Below are 19,751 nucleotides of genomic sequence, written 5' to 3' on the forward strand. Positions count from 1 at the left end.
CCAGATTGTGGATCTGGGGGTCCCCCGTTCGAGCCGGGGTGGCGGTACCATTCTTCTCAAGCGCTTTGTGCATCGTCGCCGGCCCGAATCGGGAGCGGGCCTCCGAGCCCGGGGGCTCGCCTCGGCGAAAAGCCGCGGCCTTCGGAGCGTGCTCCGAAGGCCCTCACGGACCTCGGCTCGGGGACGGCAGCAGCATCGGCTCGATCCTCGCGCGCAGTTCGTCCGCGAACGGAGCCGGGCGGCGCGTCGCGCTGTCCAATTGCACCACCGTCGCTTCCGCATAGGCGACGAGGCGGCCGGAACCGTCGAAAAGCGCCTGCGCATAGACCAGCGAGCTGCGGCCGAGGGACGGGACCCAGGTGCCGCAGCGAACCTCGCCCGGATAATGAAGCTCCGCCTTGAAATCGACGGCGAGGCGCACGATGACGTAGAAGACGCCGGACAGCATCGGGGCCTGAATCACGTCGCGGAGATGGTGTACCCGTCCGCTCTCGCAGAAGGTCGAGAACACCGCGTTGTTCACGTGCCCGTTGAGATCCGTATCACGGAAGCGCAGGATGTCGCGCGTCCAGGAGACGCGCGGATCGGCCTCGAGCGCCGCGAGGTCGAAATCGGGCCGGCTCACGGCCGCACCGCCGGATCGACGCGGCCGGCATCTTCAAAAGGTCTCTCGGGCATTCGTCGGATCCTCCGCTGTGGGGCAGGGCGTAGCAGAGGGCTGCCACCCTGTCATGGAGCCCGATCCCCGAAAACCCGTTCCCACTTTTCAGGATCATGCTCTATAGCGCCGCCATGACCGCTTCGCCCGCCGCGGGCGAGCCCCTTCGAGCCGCCGCGATGTCCCTCGTGAAGATCTGCGGCCTCGCCACGGCCGAGGCCCTGGAGGCCGCGCTCGCCGCCGGCGCCGACATGGTCGGCTTCGTGCGCTTCCCGCGCTCGCCCCGCCATGTCTCGCTGGAGGCCGGCCGCGCGCTGTCCCGCGCCGCGGCCGGGCGCGCGACCCGCGTCCTGCTCCTGGTCGATCCGGCCGATGCGGAGCTGGACGAGGCCGTCGCGGCCATCGAGCCCGACCTGATCCAGCTCCACGGGAGGGAAACGCCGGAGCGCGCCGCCGCGATCCGGGCGCAAACCGGCCGGCCCGTGATGAAGGCCCTCGCGGTCGCCGAAGCCGCCGACCTCGCCCGGATCGATCTCTACCGCGCGAGCGCCGAGCGCATCCTCCTCGACGCCAAGCCTCCGAAGGGCGCGGCTCTTCCCGGCGGCAACGGGGTGGCCTTCGACTGGCGCCTGCTGGCTGGTCTCGCGAAGGCGCCCTCCCACGCGCTCATGCTCTCGGGCGGGCTCACCCCGGAGAACGTCGCCGAGGCCGTCGCGGTCTCCGGCCTCTCGGCCGTGGACGTCTCCTCGGGCGTCGAGAGCAGCCCCGGGATCAAGGACATCTCGAAGATCGCGGCCTTCGTCAAGGCCGCCCGCGCCGCCTTCGCGGCCCGGGACAAGGACAGGAGAGTGGCGTGAACGCCCCGAGCACCCCCAACACCTTCCGCGCCGGCCCCGACGAGCGCGGCATGTTCGGCATTTTCGGCGGCCGCTTCGTCGCCGAGACGCTGATGCCGAACATCCTCGAACTGGAACGGGAATACGAGCGCGCCAAGGCCGACCCGGCCTTCAAGGCGGAGATGGACGGCCATCTCGCCCATTACGTCGGCCGGCCCTCGCCGCTCTATTTCGCCGAGCGCCTGACGGAGCATCTGGGCGGGGCGAAGATCTACCTGAAGCGCGAGGAGCTGAACCATACCGGCTCCCACAAGGTGAACAACGTCACCGGCCAGATCCTTCTCGCGCGGCGGATGGGCAAGAAGCGCATCATCGCCGAGACCGGGGCGGGCCAGCACGGCGTCGCGACGGCGACGCTCTGCGCCCGCTTCGGCCTCTCCTGCGTGGTCTATATGGGCGCGGTCGATGTCGAGCGGCAGCAGCCCAACGTCATCCGCATGAAGATGCTGGGCGCCGAGGTCGTGCCGGTCCAGTCGGGCACCCGGACCCTCAAGGACGCCATGAACGAGGCTTTGCGCGACTGGGTCACGAATGTCGATTCGACCTTCTACTGCATCGGCACGGTCGCGGGGCCGCATCCCTATCCGGCCATGGTGCGCGACTTCCAGTCGATCATCGGCCGGGAGACCCGCGAGCAGATGCTGAAGGCGGAGGGGCGCCTGCCCGATTCGCTCATCGCCTGCATCGGGGGCGGCTCGAACGCCATGGGGCTGTTCCATCCCTTCCTCGACGACCGGGAGGTGAGGATGTGGGGCGTCGAGGCGGCCGGCCACGGCATTTCCTCGGGCCTCCACGCCGCCTCGCTGACGGGCGGGCGGCCGGGCGTGCTGCACGGCAACCGGACCTATCTCCTCATGAACGAGGACGGCCAGATCACCGACGCCCATTCCATCTCGGCCGGGCTCGATTATCCCGGCATCGGCCCGGAGCATTCCTGGCTGCACGAGACGGGCCGCGTCACCTATATCTCGGCGACGGACGAGGAGGCGCTGGAAGCCTTCCAGCTCCTCTCGCGCCTGGAGGGCATCATCCCGGCCCTCGAGCCTGCCCACGCCCTCGCCAAGGTGAGCGAACTCGCCCCGACGCTGCCGAAGGACCATCTCATGGTCGTCAACCTCTCGGGGCGGGGCGACAAGGACGTGCCGCAGGTCGGCGAGATGCTGGCCGGCCGGCTCGGGGGTGGCTGAGTCCTTCTGGACATCCGGCGGCAGACGGGTTGCGGGCGCGGGCGCGGGGCGGCACATAGGGGCGGGGGCGCCGCATGCAGCGCCTCCTTGGGGAATCGCCGTTCGGACATGGCCATGCGGGGCTCCGATCCGTTCAAGACGACGCAGCGGCTCGGCGAGCTGAACGAGCGCTCGCGCGAGATCTTCCGGCAGATCGTCGAGAGCTATCTCGCGACCGGAGAGCCCGTGGGCTCCCGGAACGTCGCGCGGCTCCTGCCCGTCGCGCTCTCGCCCGCCTCGGTCCGCTCGGTGATGGCGGAGCTGGAGGAGGCGGGCCTCATCTTCGCCCCCCATACCAGCGCCGGCCGGCTGCCGACCCACCAGGGCCTGCGCTTCTTCGTCGACGCCCTGATGGAGATCGGCGACGTGGACCGGGAGGAGCGCATGCGCATCGAGGCGCAGATGCGCAGCGCCGCCTCCTCGCGCACCTTCGAGACGGCGCTCGCGGAAGCCTCCGCGATGCTCTCGGGCATCTCGCGGGGGGCGGGCGTCGTCGTGACGGCCAAGAGCGATTCGCGCCTGCGCCATGTCGAGTTCGTCCGGCTCGATCCCGGCCGGGCGCTGGTCGTGCTGGTGGCGGAGGACGGCTCGGTCGAGAACCGCCTGCTCGACCTGCCGCCGGGCCTGCCCGCCTCGGCCCTCGCCGAAGCCTCGAACTATCTCAATGCGCGCATCTCCGGACGCACGCTCGGGGATCTGCGCCGCCTCGTCGAGGAGCAGCGCGCGGCCATGGCGCGGGAGCTGGACGAGATCACCGCGCGGCTGGTCGAAAGCGGGCTCGCGACCAGCGTCGGCCAGCAGGAGGCGCGCCAGCTCATCGTGCGCGGCCAGGCGAACCTGCTCGAAAACGTCCATGCGGCCGAGGACCTCGACCGCATGCGCCTCCTCTTCGAGGATCTCGAGACGCAGACGGATGTGGTCGACCTCCTGATCCGCGCCGAGGGCGGGGAAGGCGTGCGCATCTTCATCGGCGCCGAGAACCGGCTCTTTTCCCTGTCGGGCTCCTCGATCATCGCCGCCCCCTTTCGCGACGGCCAGCAGCGGGTCGTCGGCGCCGTCGGCGTGATCGGGCCGACGCGCCTGAACTACGCGCGCATCGTGCCGATGGTCGATTTCACGGCCCGCGCGGTTTCCCGCCTCCTCGATCCCGGCCTCAGGTGACGCCGCCTCCTTCTCCACCGGAACGCCCGCGCGGCCGCGGCGGGGAGGCGCGATGAGCCTCGACCAGGCCCTTTCCTTCGCGCTGATCGGCGGCGTCATCCTCGCCTTCGTCTGGGGGCGCCTGCCCTATGACGTCGTGGCGGTGACGGGGCTGATCTGCGGCGTCGCGCTCGGCGTGGTCCCGGCCGACAAGGCGTTCCTCGGCTTCTCCGACGATATCGTGGTCATCGTCGGCTGCGCGCTCGTCATGTCGAGCGCGGTCGCGCGCTCGGGGGCCGTCGAGACCCTGATGCGGCCGATCCTGCCGCATCTGACGACCACCGCCCTCCAGGTGCCGGCGCTCGTCGCCGGCGTTCTCTTCGCCTCGATGGTCACCAAGAACGTCGGCGCGCTCGCGATCTTCATGCCGATCGCGCTCCAGCTCGCGCGCCGCACGGGCGTGCCCGCCTCCTCCTTCCTGATGCCGATGTCCTTCGCCTCCCTGATCGGCGGGATCGTGACGCTGGTCGGGACCTCGCCCAACGTGATCGTCTCGCGCGTGCGGGCCGAGCTGACGGGCGTGCCCTTCGGCATGTTCGACTACACGCCGGTCGGGCTCGCCATCGCCATCCTCGGCTTCCTCTTCCTCGCGGTGGGCTGGCGCCTCCTGCCGAAACGGACGGGCACGGCCTCGATGGAGGCCGCCTTCCGGCTCGACAGCTATGTCGCCGAGGTAAGCCTGCCGGACGGCCATGCCGCGGCGGGACGGCGCGTGCGCGACCTGCGGGAGATGGGCGGGGCCGGCGTCGAGATCTCCTCGATCGTGCGCGAGCGCTACCGCCGCATGCCGGCCGAGCCCGAGACCGAGCTGCGCAGCCGGGACATGCTGCTGCTGCGCGGCGAGCCGGGCGATCTCGAGCGCTTCGTCGTCCAGGCGGGCCTTCTTCTCGCCGGGCGGCCGGACGAGGAATCGGGCAAGGTCACGGTGATCGAGGGCGTGGTCACCCCGCCCTCCGACCTCGTGGGCCGCACCGCCGCCCAGCTCGACCTCGAGGGGCGCTACGGCATGCGCATCCTCGCCCTGAGCCGTTCCTCCGAGGAGATCGAGCAGAGCCTCTCGGCGACGCGCTTTCATGCGGGGGACGTCGTCGTGCTGCGCGGCCCGACCCGCAGCCTGCCGGAAACGCTCGGCCTCCTGCGCATCCTTCCGCTCGCGGGCCGCGGCATCGCGCTCGGCCGCAACACGCGGAGCTGGCTGCCGCTGGCCATCCTGATCGTCGCGATGGCGCTCGTCGCGGTCAATGCCGTCTCGGTGCCGATCGCCTTCTTCGGCGCGGTGGTGGTCGTCCTCCTGACGCGCTGCATGACGCCGACGGAAGCCTATGCCGCCATCGAATGGCCGGTCCTGATCCTCTTCGCGGCCCTCATCCCGATCAGCGACGCGATCGGGCGCACGGGCGGCGCCGACCTCGTGGCGGGCTGGATGATGCGCGGGGTCCAGGATTTCCCGCCCATCGTCGCGCTCGGGGCGACGCTGGTCCTCGCCATGGCGGTGACGCCCTTCCTGAACAACGCCGCGACGGTGCTCGTGATGGGGCCCATCGCCGCCAAGCTCGCGGCCCGGCTCGGCATGAACCCCGATCCCTTCCTGATGGCGACGGCGCTCGGGGCGGCCTGCGATTTCCTCACCCCCATCGGCCACCAGTGCAACACGCTGGTGATGGGGCCGGGCGGCTATCGCTTCGGCGACTACGCCCGGCTCGGCCTGCCGCTCTCGATCCTCGTGATCGTCGTCGGGACGCCGCTGATCGCCTTCTTCTGGCCGCTGCGGGCGGGTTAGAAGGGGGCGTCATGAGCGTCACCTTCGTGGGCGATCCCGCCGCCCCGCCCCTCGTCTCCGAAGCCGCGATCCGCGACCTCGTCCACACTTTCTACGGCCGCGTGCGCGAGGACGAGCTGATCGGTCCCGTCTTCGAGGCCGAGGTGGCCGATTGGGACCGCCATCTCGCCAATCTGTGCGATTTCTGGTCCTCGGTCGTGCTGCGCACGAGCCGCTACCAGGGCCGCCCGCTCCGGCCCCACCTGCGGCTCCGGCTGGAGGGCGCGCATTTCGACCGCTGGCTCGACCTGTTCGAGCGCACTGCGGCGGAGGTGCTTCCGCGCGAGGCCGCCCCCGTCTTCATCGACCGTGCCCGCCGCATCGCCGACAGCTTCGAAATGGCGGTGGCGGGCCAGGCCGGCCAGATCCGCGCCCCGCGGCATATGGCGCGCGCGGCCGCGGCCGACGATGCGAGCCGTACCATCCTCGAAGGCTGAGCCGCCTCGCCGTGCTCTCCGGCCGCCCCGTCCGCAAGCGGATTCTGAGGGATGACCCGACCGGGCGTCGGCCTTCGCGTCAGTCCACGTTCGCGGCCATCGCGGCAGGGCGGCTGGCCGGATTTCCCCGTCGCCGGACGATGTCGGCGAACCGGTCCACGTCCTCGGCCGTGTTGAACAGTCCGAAGGACACGCGGATCCCGTCGCGCTCGGGCGAAACCCGGACCTGCTGGCTGGCGAAATATTCGGTCCAGCCATCTCCCGGCAGGTCGAGCACATAGATGTGAGGGGATCTGGCCTGGCGCGAGCGCGGACCGACGAGGCGGATCTTCTGCTCGTCCATGCGCTCGATCAGGCGGTCTCCCAGGTCGTAGGCATGGGCCTGGATATTCGCCACGCCGACGCTCTCGATGAGGTCGAGAGACGCGGAGAGCGCATGAATATCGGGAAGGTTGAAGTTTCCGATCTCGAAGCGGCCGGCCCCGTCGCGAAGCGCCATGTTGTCGTGCCGCGCAATGTAGTCGGCCGGCGGATCGGCCAGGCTGGACAGCGCCATATAGGCAGGGCGGAGTTCATCGTGGCCGGCCTTGCAGAACACGATCCCGAGGCCCTGCGGGACGAGGAGGCCCTTGTGGCAGCCCGACCCGATGATCGTCGCGCCGACCGCGCGGGCATCGAGGGGCACGACGCCGGTGGACTGCATGGCGTCGACGACGAAGTAGAGCTGTCTTTCGGCGCAAAGCCTGCCGATGCCCTCGACGTCGAAGAGATGCCCGGCATGGAAGGTCACGTGCGAGAGCGAGATGGCGCGGGTCCGGGCGTCGATACGATCCTCGAAGGTGGAGGCATCCACGGTCTCGCCCGTGATCGGCACGAAGCGAACCTCCACGCCCTTTCGCTGGAGATTGAGGAAGGCATAGGCGTTGTTGGGGTGGTCGCCCTCGACGAGCAGGACGTTGTCGCCGCTCTCGAGCGGCAGGGCGTTCGCCGCGATGTTCATCCCCTCCGAGGTGTTCTTCGTGAAGGCGATCTCGGCTGGAGCCGCATTGAAGAACCGGGCGACCCGTTCCCGCACCTCCTCGGTCCGGCGCAGCCAGAGGGGCTTGGGCCCCGCGAACTCGTTCCCCTCGCTGTAGAATCGGACGAGGGCGTCCTTGACGCTGGTGGCCAGCGGCGTCTGGTGCGCGGAATCGAGATAAAGCATCCGCTCGACCACCGGGAATTCCCGGCGCACCGCCGCGACGTCGTAGTGTTGAGACATGATGCGTTCCTGCCTTCGTCCGGAATGACGGAGATAAACCAGCCGCGGTTGCGCCGTCGAGGCTCGCTCCCATCCAGCCCTCGAACCCGGCGTCGTGCGGCCGGATGCGAAGCCTGCGTCCATGATCCCTGCCCAGAGGACCAGGACGCGACGGAGATGGCATGAATTAATGTCCGCATCAATGCATGCATTGACAAATCCATAGATGCAGCCTAGCTGGACCCGCCTCCGGCGGCTCGGCTGGCGGAAGAGGATCGTCTGCCTCGCTCCATTCCGGGCCGCGAGCGCGAACAAGCAGAGAATGCAGGCCCATGTCGCTGAGCAACCGCGCTCCCGCCTCCTTCATCGATCCCACCGACCCGATCCGGATGGACATCGATATCGCGGCGCTGAAATCGAACTATCGGGCGGTGCGGGATATCGTCGGCCCCGACATCCGGATCATGGCTTCGGTGAAAGGCAACGGCTACGGCGCGGGCGCGGCGCCGGTCGCGGCCGCGCTTCGTGACCTCGGCGTCCACGCCGTCGCGACCGGAGCCATCGGGGATGCGATGGCGATCCGCAACGCCGGCAACGATGTCCTCATCCACATGTTCGCCGGCATTCTCCCCGAAGCTCTCGGCGTCCTTCACGCCAACAACCTGACCCCGACGATCTACAACCGGCAGCTCGCCGACGCGGCCGACGAGGTCGCGAGCGCCCGACGCTGGAAGGTGTTTGTCAAGGTCGATGCCGGGACGGGCCGGCTCGGCGTTCCGATCGACGAGGCCGAGCGCTTCATCCTCGACGTCGCGAAGAAGCCGAATCTCGAGATCGAGGCGGTCTTCACCCACCTTCCGTTCGCCGGCGACGCGCCCCTGCCCTGGATCAACGAGCACCTGCAAAAGTTCGACGAGCTGACGGACCGCGTCAGGCGGCAGGGGGTGGAGATTCCGATCCGTCAGTCGCTTGCGAGCATCCACGTCATCAAGAAGCTCGAGACCACGACGAATGCGGTCTGCGTCGGCCACCTTCTGTTCGGGGGGCTCGGCCGTTTCGAGCCGGGCGACGAGGCGATCGCCGCGCGTTTCAAGCCTGTTCACAAGAGCATCAGAACCCGCCTGATCGATGCGCGCCGATATGCCTCCGACGTGACGGCCGGCACCAGCGGCAAGCTGAGCCTGAAGCAGGGCTCGATGCTCGGCACCGTCCCGATCGGCCTGCACGAGGGATATCGCCCCGCGGCTCCGGGTCAGCAGGCCCGCATGCTGATCGACGGCATCCGTGTGCCGGTCATCTCGGTGTCGCAGGAATATACCGTGCTGAACCTCACGGACCATCCTCGTGCGGCCGTCGGAGATGAAGTCGTCGCGCTCGGCGAAAGCGGCGAAGATCGCATCTCCATCGAGGAGATGGCAAAATGGCAGGGAAATTCGCCGCTCCACGTCGCGATGGCGATGGATCGCGGCTTTCCAAAGCATTACATCTACTAATGTGCCATGTCTAAGGCCGCTCGCGGCCGACTTATTGCATGCATCCGGTGAATGCATCCGAGCGCGCCGCGTGGGGCACGCTCACAGCGGGACAGCCAGGAGGAACAGGCCGATGGTTCAGTTTGGAAGGCGATTGATCGCGACGGCGCTCGCAGCCGCAGGTATCTTCTCTGCGACCTGGGCGATGGCCGAGAGCCCGACGCTCGACAAGATCAAGCGCACCGGCCAAATCAACCTGGGCTATCGTGAGGCTTCAATCCCGTTCTCCTATCTGGGAGGCGATGCGAAACCGATCGGGATTTCCCTCGATCTTTGCGCGGCCATCGTCGAGAAGATCAAGTCCGACCTGAAGCTCCCCAAGCTCGAGGTCGTGTATACGTCGGTGAACGGCTCCAACCGCATCCCGCTCATCCAGAACGGCACGGTCGATATCGAGTGCGGCGGCACGTCGAGCAGCGCTGCCCGCCTGAAGCAGGTCGCGTTCACCGTCGCAACCTTCGTGAGCTCGGCCCGATGGCTGACGAAGACGTCTTCCGGGATCAAGAGCGTGCAGGACCTGAAAGGGAAGACCGTCGTCGTCACCCAGGGATCGAACGCGGTCGGGTTCGCGATGGGCATCAAGGCGAAAGGCGTCGATTTCAACATCGTGCAGGCGAAAGACCACGCCGAGTCCATGCTGATGTTGCAGACCGACCGCGCGGCGGCCTTCATGGAAGACGACATTCTGCTCGCGAGCTTCAGGGCGCGGCAGCCCAATCCGTCCGAATACGGGCTGCTGCCGGAAACCTATGACCTCGTGCCCTATGGCCTTATGCTGCGAAGGGAAGATCCGGAGTTCAAGGCCGTGGCGGACGGGGTGATCAAACAGATGATGGCGAGCGGCGAATTCACGAAGCTCTATACCAAATGGTTCGAATCTCCGATCCCGCCCAATGGAGAGAACCTGCAGTTCCCGATGAGCGACCAGCTCAAGGCCCGGGTGGCCAATCCCAGCGACAGCATCGAATTCTAATGGACGATGCCCGCGGGGCCGCCCGGCCCCGCGGATGACCGTATCGAGATCTCGAATTGCCCCCTCGGATTCTCCCCTCTCGCCCGCGTGAACCCCCCGATCAAGCCATGGCCGACCGCCGTCAGGCCGCCTCCGACACCGGCAGGCCGAAGATCCACAACAGCCGCGCCGATGAAGCCTACGATGCGATCAAGAATTTGATTCTGACGAACGCCTGGACCCCCGGATATAACGCCTTCGAGCCGGAAGTCGCGCTTAAGCTCGGGATGAGCCGGACCCCCGTCAGGGAAGCGCTGGTCCGGCTGGAGCGGGAAGGCCTGATCCGGCTCGTGCCGCGAAGGGGCGTCTATGTTCTGCCCGTCTCGGCGGACGATATCCGGGATATCTATTTCGTCCTTGCCGGCCTGGAAGCCAGCGCCGCGGAGCAGCTCTCCCGCAGCGAAAACGTCCGGGATCTCGTGGCCGGCATGCGGGACGCGATCGACCGGATGGACAGGGCACTCGCCGATGCGGACCTGACCGAGTGGGCAAGGGGCGACGAAGCCTTTCATCGGCTCCTTGTCGATAACAGCGGTAACAAGCGCCTCACCGAAATCGTGGCCATGGTCAATGACCAGGCACACCGGGCCAGAATGATTACGCTCAGATTAAGACCGTTTCCCAATTCTTCGAATGAGGAGCACAAGAAAATACTTTCGGCTATTGAGAACAAGGATTGGCAAACCTCCGCTCGACTCGTGCGCGAGCACCGCCTGAAAGGCCTCGCGATGGTGCTCGGAGCCCTGGAGAATTTTCAACTCAAGCAGCTCTGACCGGCTGGCATTCGGCCCGGCTCCCTATTCCCGGGTTCGAAGCAGTTCTTCGATCTGCGAGGCGGCTTCCCTGAGGTCGGGCAGGAAGCGGCCGATCTCGTCGTGCCGGCAATGGGCCGCGGGAACCGACACGCCGAGCCCCGCGATGAAGTGCCGTTTCATGTTCCGCAACGGGACGGCGCATCCGACGACGCCGGGTGTGAACTCCTCGTTCGACGAGGCCCAGCCGTCGGAGCGCACTTTTTCGACCTGGGCGACGAGCGCGCTCCGGGAGGTGATCGTCGTCGGCGTGTGGGCCGCCAACTTGAGGTCGCCCAGAACCTGGCCCAGCTCCTCGGGAGAGAGGCTGGCCAGGAAGCACTTGCCGATCGAGGTGCAATAGACCGGAGCCCTGCGTCCCGGCTCGAAGAGCAAGCCGGAGCGGCGGCTGCTTCGTGCGGAATCGGTATAGCGGACCTCCAGTTCCGAAACGATGCCGACATGGCAATGCTCGTCGACCTTGGCGGCGAGCCGCACCAGAACGGCATGAACGTCGTCGGAGGAGAACACGCTCTCCACGGCGCTCATTCCCAGTGAGATCAGGCGGGGTCCGGCCGTCACCTTCTTCGATCCGAGCGCGCGCTTCAGCAGCGAGCGTGCCTCCAGTTGCGCGATCATGCGGTGAGCCGTCGCCGGAGGCAGGCCCGTCGCATCGGCGATCGAACTCGCCGCGACCGGTCCGCGGCGGGTCAGCACGAATTCGAGAACCGCGAAGGCGCGATCAAGCGGCTGGTCCCCTTTCCCGTCCATCCGCGTCCTGCCCCTCTCGAGTTGCGCCGGAAACCGCACATACGAAATAGCGCTTGACGCCCCGCAAATCATCCTGAAAACTGGAATAATAAATTCCATTTTATGGAAAAACACAGGAGGAATCATGTCCCCCCTTTTCCGTCTCCTGAGGCCTTGCGCGGGCGCCTTGGCAGGACTCTTTCTCGGGCTCGCGGCGTCGCTCCAGGCCGGGCCGGCGCAAGCCCAGGCGAGCCGGCTCGACGAGGTGGTCCAGCGCGGCAAGCTGATCGTCGCCACCTTCGCCTCCTCTCCCCCTCTGTGCTTCACGGACGACAAGGGGCAGCTCGTCGGCTTCGACATCGATGTCGCCAAGCTCATCGCCAAGAGCATGTTCGGCGACGAGAAGAAGATCGAGTTCGTCACCGTGACGAGCGAGGGGCGGTGGCCGAGCGTTCTGTCCGGCCGCGCCGATCTCGGCATCGCCTCGACGACGGTCTACCCGGACCGGGCGCTGCGGGTCGCCTTCACGCGGCCCTACATGGATGCGGGAATTGGCGTTCTCGTCCGCAGGGATGCGGGCGTGAAGAGCCTGACCGACCTGAACAACGCGAAATTCACGCTCGCCAATCTGAGCAATCCTCAGATGGCCGATCGCCAGAAGCGCTTCCTGCCCAATGTGAAGACGCTCACCTTCGACACGGCGAGCGCCATGTTCCTGGCCGTGAAATCGGGACAGGCCCAGGCCATGCAGTTCGACAGCCCCGTCATCGACTGGTACGGCAAGGAGAACACCGCCGACCTGATGGTGCTGCCGGAACTGCTCGGCAACGTCCAGAACAACGCCATCTTCATGAAGCCCGGTGACTTCACCTGGTGGCTCTATCTCGACACCTTCGTCCAGGAGCTGACGACCGGCTCGCGCTACGCCGAATATGTCGAACTCTACCAGAAGTGGTTCGGCCGCAATCCGCCGCCCCAGCGCTTCTACACGGGCGCGCGCTAATACCCGCATCCCCTCCGAACCTGAGGCGCGCCGTGCATTTCGATACCGGCCTCATCCTCCGCAACCTGCCTCTGTTCCTGGACGGAATGCAGGTCACGGTCGGGCTGAGCGCCCTCGCCTTCGCGCTGGCGCTCGCCTGGGGGCTCGCGGTTCTCGCCGGAGCCCGAGCGGCGCGCAGGCCCCTGCGGCTCGCCACGGCGGGCTACATCCAGGCCGTTCGGAACACCCCGGTCCTCGTGCAGATGTACTTCTTCTATTTCGGCTCCGGGATGGCCGGCTTTCCCCTGTCGGGGTTCACGGCCGGGCTGCTCGCCCTCGTGCTCCAGAACGGAGCCTATTTCGCCGAAATCTATCGCTCGGGCATCGAATCCGTCAGCAGGCGGCAAGTCGAGGCGGGGCTCGCTCTCGGCATGCTTCGGCGCCAGGCCTTCTTCATCGTCGTCCTGCCGCAGGCGATCAGGCGGGTCGTCGCGCCGATGTCCAACCAGGGTGTCGCGCTGATCAAGGACACCGCCCTCGTCTCGACCATCTCGGTCGCCGAGATGACCTACCAGGGGCGCCTCATCGCCGACCGCACGGCGGCGGTCTACGAGGTCTTCTTCACGCTGGCGCTGCTCTACCTCCTCCTCGTGTCGGTCTTCACCGGCGCGATGCGGCTCCTCGAAAGCCGCGTGCGGGTGGGGGCCTGACGCCGTGCTCGACGTCGCGATCCGCAGCTGGCCGCTCCTCCTCGCCGGCGCCGGCGAGACCCTGCTCCTCACCTGCGCGAGCGGGATCCTCGCGACCCTGCTGGGCGCGTTGCTGGCCCTCGGGCAGCTTTTCGCCCCCCGCCCGGCACGGTTTCTCATCGAGGTCCTGCTCTACGCGATCCGCGGCGTGCCGCTGCTCGTCCTCCTCTTCGCGATGTACTACGCGCTGCCCTATGCGGGGATCGACCTGTCTCCGCGCGTCGGGGGCATCCTCGTCCTCGGCATCTATTTCGCGACCTTCATGACGGAGATCTTCCGGGGCGCGGTCCAGGCCGTGCCGAAGGGGCAATGGGATGCGGCGCGGGCGGTCGGCATGCATGGCCGGCTGCTCATGACCCTCGTGATCGGCCCCCAGGCCGTGCGGCTGGCGCTGCCGCCCTACGTCAACACGATGATCATGTTGGTGAAGGGGACTTCCCTGGTTTCGGCGATCGGGCTTGCCGAGCTGACGCTGGCCGGCAAGCAGATCGTCGAGCGGACGCTCGCGGCCTTCCAGATCTTCGGCGCGGTCGCCCTCATCTATTTCGTCATCTGCTACGGCCTCGCCCTCGCCGGCCGCGCGATCGAGAGGCGGTTCGGCCATGTCCAGTGAACGCGCGCAGCCCGCCATCGAGATCCGCGGGCTCGGCAAGCGCTTCGGCTCCGTGCAGGTGCTCCAGGGCATCGACCTGACGATCGAGGAGGGCCGCGCCGTGGTGCTGATCGGTCCGAGCGGCTCGGGCAAGACGACCCTCCTGCGCTGCATGAACTTCCTGGAGGAGTTCGAGGAGGGGGAAATCCTCATCGGAGGCGAGCCCCTCGGCTATGCCGCCGGGCCCGACGGACGGCGGCGGCGCCAGCCGGAGCGCGAGATCGCGCGCCGCCGCGCCGAACTCGGCATGGTCTTCCAGAGCTACAATCTCTTCCCGCACATGAACGTGCTCGCCAACGTCACCGTCGCGCCGGTGCGGATCAAAGGCGTGGCCCGGCGGGAAGCGGAGGAGCTCGCCCGCGATCTTCTGGCGCGGGTCGGGCTCGCGGACAAGCTCGAGGCCTTTCCGGCGCAGCTCTCGGGCGGGCAGCAGCAGCGCGTCGCCATCGCCCGCGCCCTCGCGATGCGGCCCAAGGCGATGCTGTTCGACGAGGTCACCTCCGCTCTCGACCCGGAACTGGTGGGAGAGGTCCTCGCCGTCATGCGCCAGCTCGCCCGGAGCGGCATGACCATGGTGATCGTGACGCACGAAATGGCCTTCGCGCGGGAAGCCGCCGACGAAGTCGTGTTCATGTCGGGCGGCAACATCGTCGAGACGGGCCCGCCCGCGCAGATCTTCGGCTCCCCGCGGACGGAGAGGCTGCAATCGTTCCTGCGCCACTTCCGCGAGGGCTACAAGCTGTGAGCGCGCATCGGAGCGGAGACGCCGGCTCCGGCCCTCGCCATCCCGATTCCAGGTTTCAGCAAAGGATCTTCCCGATGATGCCGTCGAGCCACGCGGCCGCTCAGCACGTGCCGCCGATACCGCCTTGCGCCTTCAAGGGCCCGCTGCGCGGCCTGAAGGTGATCGATGCCGGGACCATGATCGCCGGCCCCCTCTGCGCGACGCATCTGGCCGATTTCGGCGCCGACGTGATCAAGATCGAATTGCCCGGCATCGGCGATTCCATGCGCCATTGGGCCCCGATCAAGGACGAGCGCTCGCTCTGGTGGAAGGTCATCGGCCGCAACAAGCGGCTCGTCACCCTCAGCCTCTCGACGCCCCGCGGCCAGGACCTGTTCAAGCGGATGGTCCGCGATGCCGATATCGTGGTCGAGAACTATCGCCCCGGCACCTTCGAGCGCTGGGGGCTCGGCTACGACGTCCTCTCGAAGATCAATCCGAAGCTGGTTTTCGTGCGCGTGTCGGGCTTCGGCCAGACCGGACCCTATGCGAAGCGCGGCGGATACGGCACGATCGCCGAGGCCTTCAGCGGCATCCCCTCCTTCACCGGCTTTCCCGACCGCCCGCCGACCCTGCCCGGCTTCCCGATGGCGGATTCGGTCGCGGCGACCTTCTCGGCCATGGCCGCGATGTTCGCGATCTATAGCCGCGACCAGGGCGGCAGCGGGAAGGGACAGGAGATCGACGTCAGCCTCTACGAGCCTCTGTTCCGCCTCGCCGAGGCGCAGGTCATCGGCTTCGACCAGCTCTCGATCGTCAAGGAGCGGATCGGCAACCGCCTGGCCGAGGATTCGCCCCGCAACACCTACCGCACGCGCGACGGACGCTGGGTCGGCATCTCGGCCTCCTCGCAGAAGACCTATGAGCGGCTCGCCCGGGCCATGGGCAAGCCGGAGCTGATCGACGATCCGCGCTATCGCGACAACGCGCTCCGCTGCGACAATGCCGATAGCCTCGATGCGGAAATCTCGGCCTGGTTCGGGCGGCACGACTTTGCGGAGATCTCGGCGATCTTCGAGAAGGCCGACGTCGTCGCCGGCCCCGTCTTCGACATCCGCGACATCTTCGAGGACCCCCATTACGCCGCGCGCGGCAACATCGTGGCGGTGCCGGACGAGGATTTCGGCTCGGTGCGCATGCAGAACGTCGCGCCGCGCTTCCTGGGCACGCCCGGCGAGGTTCGCCATGCCGGCCGCAGCCTCGGAGCCGACAATCGCGAGATCTTCGTCGGAGAACTCGGCCTCGGCGAAACGGAATTCCTCGACCTTCAGCGGCAGGGAGTGATCTGAGCATGACGACCGATCCCTTCGCGGGCGTCTACATCGCCGGGTGCGGCCAGACCCTCTACGAGAAGCGCTCGCCCAAGAAGGCGACCCGGCTGATCTACGAGGCGGCCGATGCCGCCCTGCATTCGGCGGGAATCGGATGGCGGGAGGTCGACGGTCTCGCGGTCACCTGCTTCAACCTTCCGCCCGACAACGTCACGACGCTCGCCGAGCATTTCGGCATCGAGGCGCGGTTTCTCTTCCAGGGCGTCTATGGCGGCGCGTCCGGCATCATCGGCATGATGCATGCCGCGCGCGCCATCCGGCACGGCGATGCCGACGTCGTGCTCTGCGCGGCCGCCGACGCCTACGACGTCGCCTCGCATAACGAGACGCTCGACCGCTTCAACGGGTCGGTCCAGAACTACATGTCGCCGCACGGCTTCGGCGGGGCCAACGGCATGTTCGCGCTCCATACCCGCCTTTACATGGAGCGATACGGGGCGAAGCCGGAGGATTTCGGCGCCTTCTGCATCGCGCTGCGGGAGAATGCGCGCAGGAACCCCAACGCCCTCCTCCGGGCGCCGATGACGATGGAGGACTATCTCGGCGCCCGGCGGATCGCCGATCCGCTGCGTCTCTACGATTGCGTGCTGCCCTGCGTCGGCGGCGATTGCGTTCTCCTGGTCAGCGAGAGGATCGCCTCCCGCCTCGAGGGGCCCCTCGTCCGCATCAGGGCCGGCGGCGAATATCACAACTACCCGGCCGGCGACGTTTATTCTCTCTCGGCCGGCTGGGCGGGCTTTTCGCCCCGCATGTACGAGCGCGCGGGGCTGGAGCCGCAGGACATGGATTTCGCCCAGCTCTACGACGATTATCCGGTGATGTGCTTCATCCAGCTCGAGGGCCTCGGCCTCGCCCCGAAGGGGGGCGCCTTCCGGTTCGTCCGCGAGACGGACATCACGACTTCAGGCAGCTTTCCCATCAATACCGGCGGCGGGCAGCTTTCGGCCGGTCAGGCCGGGGCGAGCGGCGGCATGATCGGCGTCTACGAGGCCGTCACGCAGCTTCGCGGCGAGGCGGGAGAGCGTCAGGTCGCGTGCCGGCGGGGCCTCGTCAGCGGCTACGGCATGATCGCCTATGGCCGTGGCCTGTCGGCCAGCGCCGCCATCCTCGAACGCGTGAGCTAGAGACCATGACGACCAAGCCCGTTCCGCGCATCGACGCCGTCAACGCTCCCTTCTTCGCCGCCTGCAACGAGGAAAAGGTGCTGATCCAGCGTTGCGCTGCGCCCGATTGCAAGCGCTTCAATTATTATCCACGGGTCTGCTGCCCGGTCTGCCGGCGCGGCGAGCTGGATTGGGTGGAGGTGTCGGGGCGGGGGCGCGTCGTCACCTGCACTGTCGTTCACCGTCCGCATCACGACGGCTTCGTCACCGAGATTCCCTATGTCTTCGCGGCGGTGGAACTGGAGGAAGGACCGATCATCTACGGCCGGATCGAGAGTGACGCCTCGCGGCCGCCCGCCCTCGGCACACCCGTTGCGCCCGTCTTCGTGCAGCATGTGCCGGGACAGAAGCTGCTCGCTTTCCGGCTCGCCGTGCCCCAGGCCGATATCGACGCGAAGGCGACCCTTTCGTAATTCGGCGACGTCGAAACGATCCGCCATGCGTTCCTGGCCGTCGTTCGGATGCTCTCGCGTTCCCTCCGTGTGGCCCGATGTGATCGTCGGCCTTGGCATCGCTTTCATGGGGCTCGACGCGGCGCGAGAGGTGTGGAACTCCGCCCGCGCCGACTCTCGCCTCGCCGAGGCGGAGCCCTGAGCGGGCGAATGACGCTTCCAACCTGACGGATCAAGCACCCATGGATCAGGTTCTCACGATCGGCATGCTGGTGTCGGGCCTGTTTTTCGGCTGGACGATCGGCTCGCACTATACCGGCGCGACGATGGGCATGGCCTATGGCAGCGGCCTCATCAGGAGCCGCACCCTGGCGACCGTCCTGATCGCCGTCTTCGTGCTGATCGGCGCCACCTTCGACAGCTCGCACGTCGTCTCCACCGTCGGAACGGGCATCATCCGCGACCAGGACCTGACGCCGCTCGGCGCCATGGTGATGATGCTGACGGCCGCCCTGGTCACGGCCGCGAATACCTGGATGAAGTGGCCGGTCTCGACGTCGCAGCTCGCCTGCTTCTCGGTGGTCGGCGCGGCGCTCGCCATGCACGCGCCGGTCTTCTGGGGCACGACGGTCGCGCTGCTGTTCGTGACCTGGATCGGCACGCCGCTCGCGAGCGGCCTCTTCGGCTTCGTCCTCACGGGCCTCGTGGACAGGATCAGCGGTCGCTATGGAGGCCGGGCCGAGCGCGGCCTGCGCTGGCTGCTGCTCGCCGCCTCCTGCTATGCCGCCTATACGCTCGGCGCGAACAATACGGGCAATGCGGTCGGGGTCTTCTACGGCCTGCACGAGATGAGCCAGATGCAGGCCGGCTTCGTCGGCGGCCTCGTCATGGCGCTCGGCGCCCTCACCTGGGGCCGGCCGACCCTCGAGAAGGTTGGCACCGGTCTCGTCGAACTCGACCTCAACATGGGCGTCGGGGCGAAGCTCGCCCAGAGCATCACGGCCCACACCGCAGCCTGGTTCGGCTATCCGACCTCGATGAACCAGGCGCTCCTCGGCGGCATGGCCGGGGCGAGCGGCGCGCGGGGACGCAAGCCGATGAGCTGGGATGCGGTCAGGGAGATCGTCTTCTCCTGGTTCTTCACCCCGGTCCTCGCGGGAATCGTGTCCTTCGGGCTCTATACGGTGCTGTCGTGGCTGCTCGGAGTGCGGTGATCCCTGCTGGCCTGCGAGATCGTGCTCCGATGCATCCCTTCGAAATGGCTGATCCGGGATCACGATAGAGGGGAATGCTTGCCGAGCGCACGGAAACGCCGCCGATGATCCGGCGGTCGCGGTCAGTGGCCGTCGAGCTTCCGATCGACAGGCCGAGGATAGACGATGCTCCCATCCGACCGGACGACGGCGCCCGGCGTCAGCCGGGCCGGCTCGAGCCGGCCGGGCCCCATGATGTGGAAGGCCGCCTCCCCGCGCACCAGCAAGTAATCCGCGATGATGCGGCGATGGCAGCGCCACCAGACGGCCTCCGCGCACATGACGACGCAACGCTCCCGCCGCCCTTCGGCGATCAGATGCTCCAGACCGGCGCGGAACTGCGCCGAGAGGGCATAATCCGCGTAGTTGTGGAAGCTTTCGTTCTCCCAGTAGGCGTTGAGGTCCGGCGGCTCGTCCCGCACCTTCGCCCGCAGGCCGCCGAGCGCCGCCGCGTGCTCGTAGGCCATGCCGAGCCCTTCCAAGGACCCGGGCAGCACATCGATGCCGAACTGCGGATTGGCTCTCGATTTCGGCACTCTCCTGACATCGACGACGCGGCCGATCCGGGCGTCCGCCAGCAATGCGGCGAACTCGTCGAAACTGCGGTTCGAGTGGCCGATCGTGAAGAACGGAGCCGCCACCTGGGCCCCTAGCCGTCCAGGCGCTCGAGCGCGCTCCCCTTGTGAGCGGCGATGTGATCGGTCCTGTCGCTCTTGATCTCGTATTGTGGATCGTCCTCGGAGGCGTGACGGACATGCCCCTTGTAGAGGAAATCCTGCACGTGGATTCCGATGATGATCCCCGTCACATGGCCGGCCTCCGAGTTCCAGCGCACATGATCCCCGATCTCGAAGGCATAGGCCATCTTACCGTCCTCCCCGGGC

General features: G+C 67.6%; 21 protein-coding genes. 16 read left to right on the forward strand and 5 right to left on the reverse strand.

Going from position 1 to position 19,751, the window contains the following annotated elements:
- Positions 1-163: 163 nt before the first annotated feature.
- Positions 164-625, reverse strand: a complete 462-nt coding sequence (locus PKD06_RS11140) for a thioesterase family protein (protein WP_324380248.1) — start codon at positions 623-625, stop codon at positions 164-166.
- Between the two features lie 212 nt (positions 626-837).
- On the opposite strand from PKD06_RS11140, the gene PKD06_RS11145 reads away from it, so the two are divergent.
- From PKD06_RS11145 to PKD06_RS11165, 5 genes are all read left to right on the forward strand, one after another.
- Positions 838-1,515 (forward strand): phosphoribosylanthranilate isomerase, encoded by a 678-nt coding sequence (locus tag PKD06_RS11145; protein WP_324380273.1) that lies wholly within the window; start codon positions 838-840, stop codon positions 1,513-1,515.
- A complete protein-coding gene (trpB, locus tag PKD06_RS11150; protein ID WP_324380249.1) occupies positions 1,512-2,741 on the forward strand; it encodes a tryptophan synthase subunit beta in 1,230 nt (409 codons plus the stop codon). Before PKD06_RS11145 ends, trpB begins: the two co-directional genes overlap by 4 nt.
- A 108-nt stretch (positions 2,742-2,849) precedes the next feature.
- Positions 2,850-3,941 (forward strand): heat-inducible transcriptional repressor HrcA, encoded by a 1,092-nt coding sequence (gene hrcA, locus PKD06_RS11155; protein ID WP_324380250.1) that lies wholly within the window; start codon positions 2,850-2,852, stop codon positions 3,939-3,941.
- A gap of 52 nt (positions 3,942-3,993) precedes the next feature.
- Positions 3,994-5,760 (forward strand): SLC13 family permease, encoded by a 1,767-nt coding sequence (locus PKD06_RS11160; protein WP_324380251.1) that lies wholly within the window; start codon positions 3,994-3,996, stop codon positions 5,758-5,760.
- A gap of 11 nt (positions 5,761-5,771) precedes the next feature.
- A complete protein-coding gene (locus tag PKD06_RS11165; protein ID WP_324380252.1) occupies positions 5,772-6,236 on the forward strand; it encodes a group III truncated hemoglobin in 465 nt (154 codons plus the stop codon).
- Positions 6,237-6,315: 79 nt separating this feature from the next.
- On the opposite strand, the gene PKD06_RS11170 is transcribed toward PKD06_RS11165, so the two are convergent.
- A complete protein-coding gene (locus PKD06_RS11170) occupies positions 6,316-7,497 on the reverse strand; it encodes an aminotransferase class V-fold PLP-dependent enzyme (RefSeq protein WP_324380253.1) in 1,182 nt (393 codons plus the stop codon).
- A 311-nt stretch (positions 7,498-7,808) separates the two neighbouring features.
- Here PKD06_RS11170 and alr point away from each other — a divergent pair, with 311 nt between their 5' ends.
- The 3 genes from alr to PKD06_RS11185 all read left to right on the forward strand — a co-directional run bounded on the left by alr (position 7,809) and on the right by PKD06_RS11185 (position 10,793).
- Positions 7,809-8,969 (forward strand): alanine racemase, encoded by a 1,161-nt coding sequence (gene alr / locus PKD06_RS11175; protein ID WP_324380254.1) that lies wholly within the window; start codon positions 7,809-7,811, stop codon positions 8,967-8,969.
- Between the two features lie 184 nt (positions 8,970-9,153).
- A complete protein-coding gene (locus PKD06_RS11180; RefSeq protein ID WP_324380274.1) occupies positions 9,154-9,981 on the forward strand; it encodes an amino acid ABC transporter substrate-binding protein in 828 nt (275 codons plus the stop codon).
- A 107-nt stretch (positions 9,982-10,088) separates the two neighbouring features.
- Positions 10,089-10,793 carry a GntR family transcriptional regulator gene (locus tag PKD06_RS11185; protein WP_324380255.1) on the forward strand — a complete coding sequence of 235 codons (705 nt, stop codon included), beginning with the start codon at positions 10,089-10,091 and terminating at the stop codon, positions 10,791-10,793.
- A 24-nt stretch (positions 10,794-10,817) separates the two neighbouring features.
- Here the strand turns inward: PKD06_RS11185 and PKD06_RS11190 are convergent, their stop codons facing one another.
- Complete coding sequence (locus PKD06_RS11190) at positions 10,818-11,858, reverse strand: IclR family transcriptional regulator (protein WP_324380256.1); 1,041 nt, start codon at positions 11,856-11,858, stop codon at positions 10,818-10,820.
- Here PKD06_RS11190 and PKD06_RS11195 point away from each other — a divergent pair.
- The 8 genes from PKD06_RS11195 to PKD06_RS11230 all read left to right on the forward strand — a co-directional run bounded on the left by PKD06_RS11195 (position 11,827) and on the right by PKD06_RS11230 (position 18,828).
- Entirely contained in the window at positions 11,827-12,564 is a 738-nt protein-coding gene (locus PKD06_RS11195) for a transporter substrate-binding domain-containing protein (protein ID WP_324380257.1), read from the forward strand. The genes PKD06_RS11190 and PKD06_RS11195 overlap by 32 nt on opposite strands.
- A 32-nt stretch (positions 12,565-12,596) precedes the next feature.
- Entirely contained in the window at positions 12,597-13,253 is a 657-nt protein-coding gene (locus tag PKD06_RS11200) for an amino acid ABC transporter permease (RefSeq protein WP_324380258.1), read from the forward strand.
- Between the two features lie 4 nt (positions 13,254-13,257).
- Positions 13,258-13,905 carry an amino acid ABC transporter permease gene (locus PKD06_RS11205; RefSeq protein WP_324380259.1) on the forward strand — a complete coding sequence of 216 codons (648 nt, stop codon included), beginning with the start codon at positions 13,258-13,260 and terminating at the stop codon, positions 13,903-13,905.
- Entirely contained in the window at positions 13,895-14,689 is a 795-nt protein-coding gene (locus PKD06_RS11210) for an amino acid ABC transporter ATP-binding protein (protein WP_324380260.1), read from the forward strand. The genes PKD06_RS11205 and PKD06_RS11210 overlap by 11 nt, the downstream gene beginning before the upstream one ends.
- A 74-nt stretch (positions 14,690-14,763) precedes the next feature.
- The gene (locus PKD06_RS11215) at positions 14,764-16,017 is read left to right on the forward strand and encodes a CoA transferase (protein ID WP_324380261.1); all 1,254 of its coding nucleotides are present in this window, start codon (positions 14,764-14,766) and stop codon (positions 16,015-16,017) included.
- A 2-nt stretch (positions 16,018-16,019) separates the two neighbouring features.
- The gene (locus PKD06_RS11220) at positions 16,020-17,183 is read left to right on the forward strand and encodes a thiolase family protein (RefSeq protein WP_324380262.1); all 1,164 of its coding nucleotides are present in this window, start codon (positions 16,020-16,022) and stop codon (positions 17,181-17,183) included.
- A gap of 5 nt (positions 17,184-17,188) precedes the next feature.
- Complete coding sequence (locus PKD06_RS11225) at positions 17,189-17,635, forward strand: OB-fold domain-containing protein (RefSeq protein WP_324380263.1); 447 nt, start codon at positions 17,189-17,191, stop codon at positions 17,633-17,635.
- A 221-nt stretch (positions 17,636-17,856) separates the two neighbouring features.
- Positions 17,857-18,828 (forward strand): inorganic phosphate transporter, encoded by a 972-nt coding sequence (locus PKD06_RS11230; protein WP_324380264.1) that lies wholly within the window; start codon positions 17,857-17,859, stop codon positions 18,826-18,828.
- Positions 18,829-18,950: 122 nt separating this feature from the next.
- On the opposite strand, the gene PKD06_RS11235 is transcribed toward PKD06_RS11230, so the two are convergent.
- Positions 18,951-19,508 (reverse strand): DUF488 domain-containing protein, encoded by a 558-nt coding sequence (locus PKD06_RS11235; RefSeq protein WP_324380265.1) that lies wholly within the window; start codon positions 19,506-19,508, stop codon positions 18,951-18,953.
- A gap of 8 nt (positions 19,509-19,516) precedes the next feature.
- Positions 19,517-19,732, reverse strand: a complete 216-nt coding sequence (locus PKD06_RS11240) for a DUF2945 domain-containing protein (RefSeq protein WP_324380266.1) — start codon at positions 19,730-19,732, stop codon at positions 19,517-19,519.
- Positions 19,733-19,751 lie beyond the last annotated feature (19 nt).

This window comes from Enterovirga sp. (genome assembly GCF_035325185.1).
Taxonomy (GTDB): Bacteria; Pseudomonadota; Alphaproteobacteria; order Rhizobiales; family Beijerinckiaceae; genus Enterovirga.

Excerpts from the sequence above, each read along its gene's own strand:
- PKD06_RS11180 (WP_324380274.1), top strand. The coding sequence starts at position 9,154 with ATGGCCGAGAGCCCGACGCTCGACAAGATCAAGCGCACCGGCCAAATC.
- hrcA (WP_324380250.1), top strand. The coding sequence starts at position 2,850 with ATGGCCATGCGGGGCTCCGATCCGTTCAAGACGACGCAGCGGCTCGGC.
- PKD06_RS11230 (WP_324380264.1), top strand. The coding sequence starts at position 17,857 with ATGGATCAGGTTCTCACGATCGGCATGCTGGTGTCGGGCCTGTTTTTC.
- alr (WP_324380254.1), top strand. The coding sequence starts at position 7,809 with ATGTCGCTGAGCAACCGCGCTCCCGCCTCCTTCATCGATCCCACCGAC.
- PKD06_RS11160 (WP_324380251.1), top strand. The coding sequence starts at position 3,994 with ATGAGCCTCGACCAGGCCCTTTCCTTCGCGCTGATCGGCGGCGTCATC.
- PKD06_RS11220 (WP_324380262.1), top strand. The coding sequence starts at position 16,020 with ATGACGACCGATCCCTTCGCGGGCGTCTACATCGCCGGGTGCGGCCAG.
- PKD06_RS11165 (WP_324380252.1), top strand. The coding sequence starts at position 5,772 with ATGAGCGTCACCTTCGTGGGCGATCCCGCCGCCCCGCCCCTCGTCTCC.
- PKD06_RS11145 (WP_324380273.1), top strand. The coding sequence starts at position 838 with ATGTCCCTCGTGAAGATCTGCGGCCTCGCCACGGCCGAGGCCCTGGAG.
- PKD06_RS11210 (WP_324380260.1), top strand. The coding sequence starts at position 13,895 with ATGTCCAGTGAACGCGCGCAGCCCGCCATCGAGATCCGCGGGCTCGGC.
- PKD06_RS11170 (WP_324380253.1), bottom strand. The coding sequence starts at position 7,497 with ATGTCTCAACACTACGACGTCGCGGCGGTGCGCCGGGAATTCCCGGTG.
- PKD06_RS11240 (WP_324380266.1), bottom strand. The coding sequence starts at position 19,732 with ATGGCCTATGCCTTCGAGATCGGGGATCATGTGCGCTGGAACTCGGAG.
- PKD06_RS11215 (WP_324380261.1), top strand. The coding sequence starts at position 14,764 with ATGATGCCGTCGAGCCACGCGGCCGCTCAGCACGTGCCGCCGATACCG.
- PKD06_RS11185 (WP_324380255.1), top strand. The coding sequence starts at position 10,089 with ATGGCCGACCGCCGTCAGGCCGCCTCCGACACCGGCAGGCCGAAGATC.
- PKD06_RS11225 (WP_324380263.1), top strand. The coding sequence starts at position 17,189 with ATGACGACCAAGCCCGTTCCGCGCATCGACGCCGTCAACGCTCCCTTC.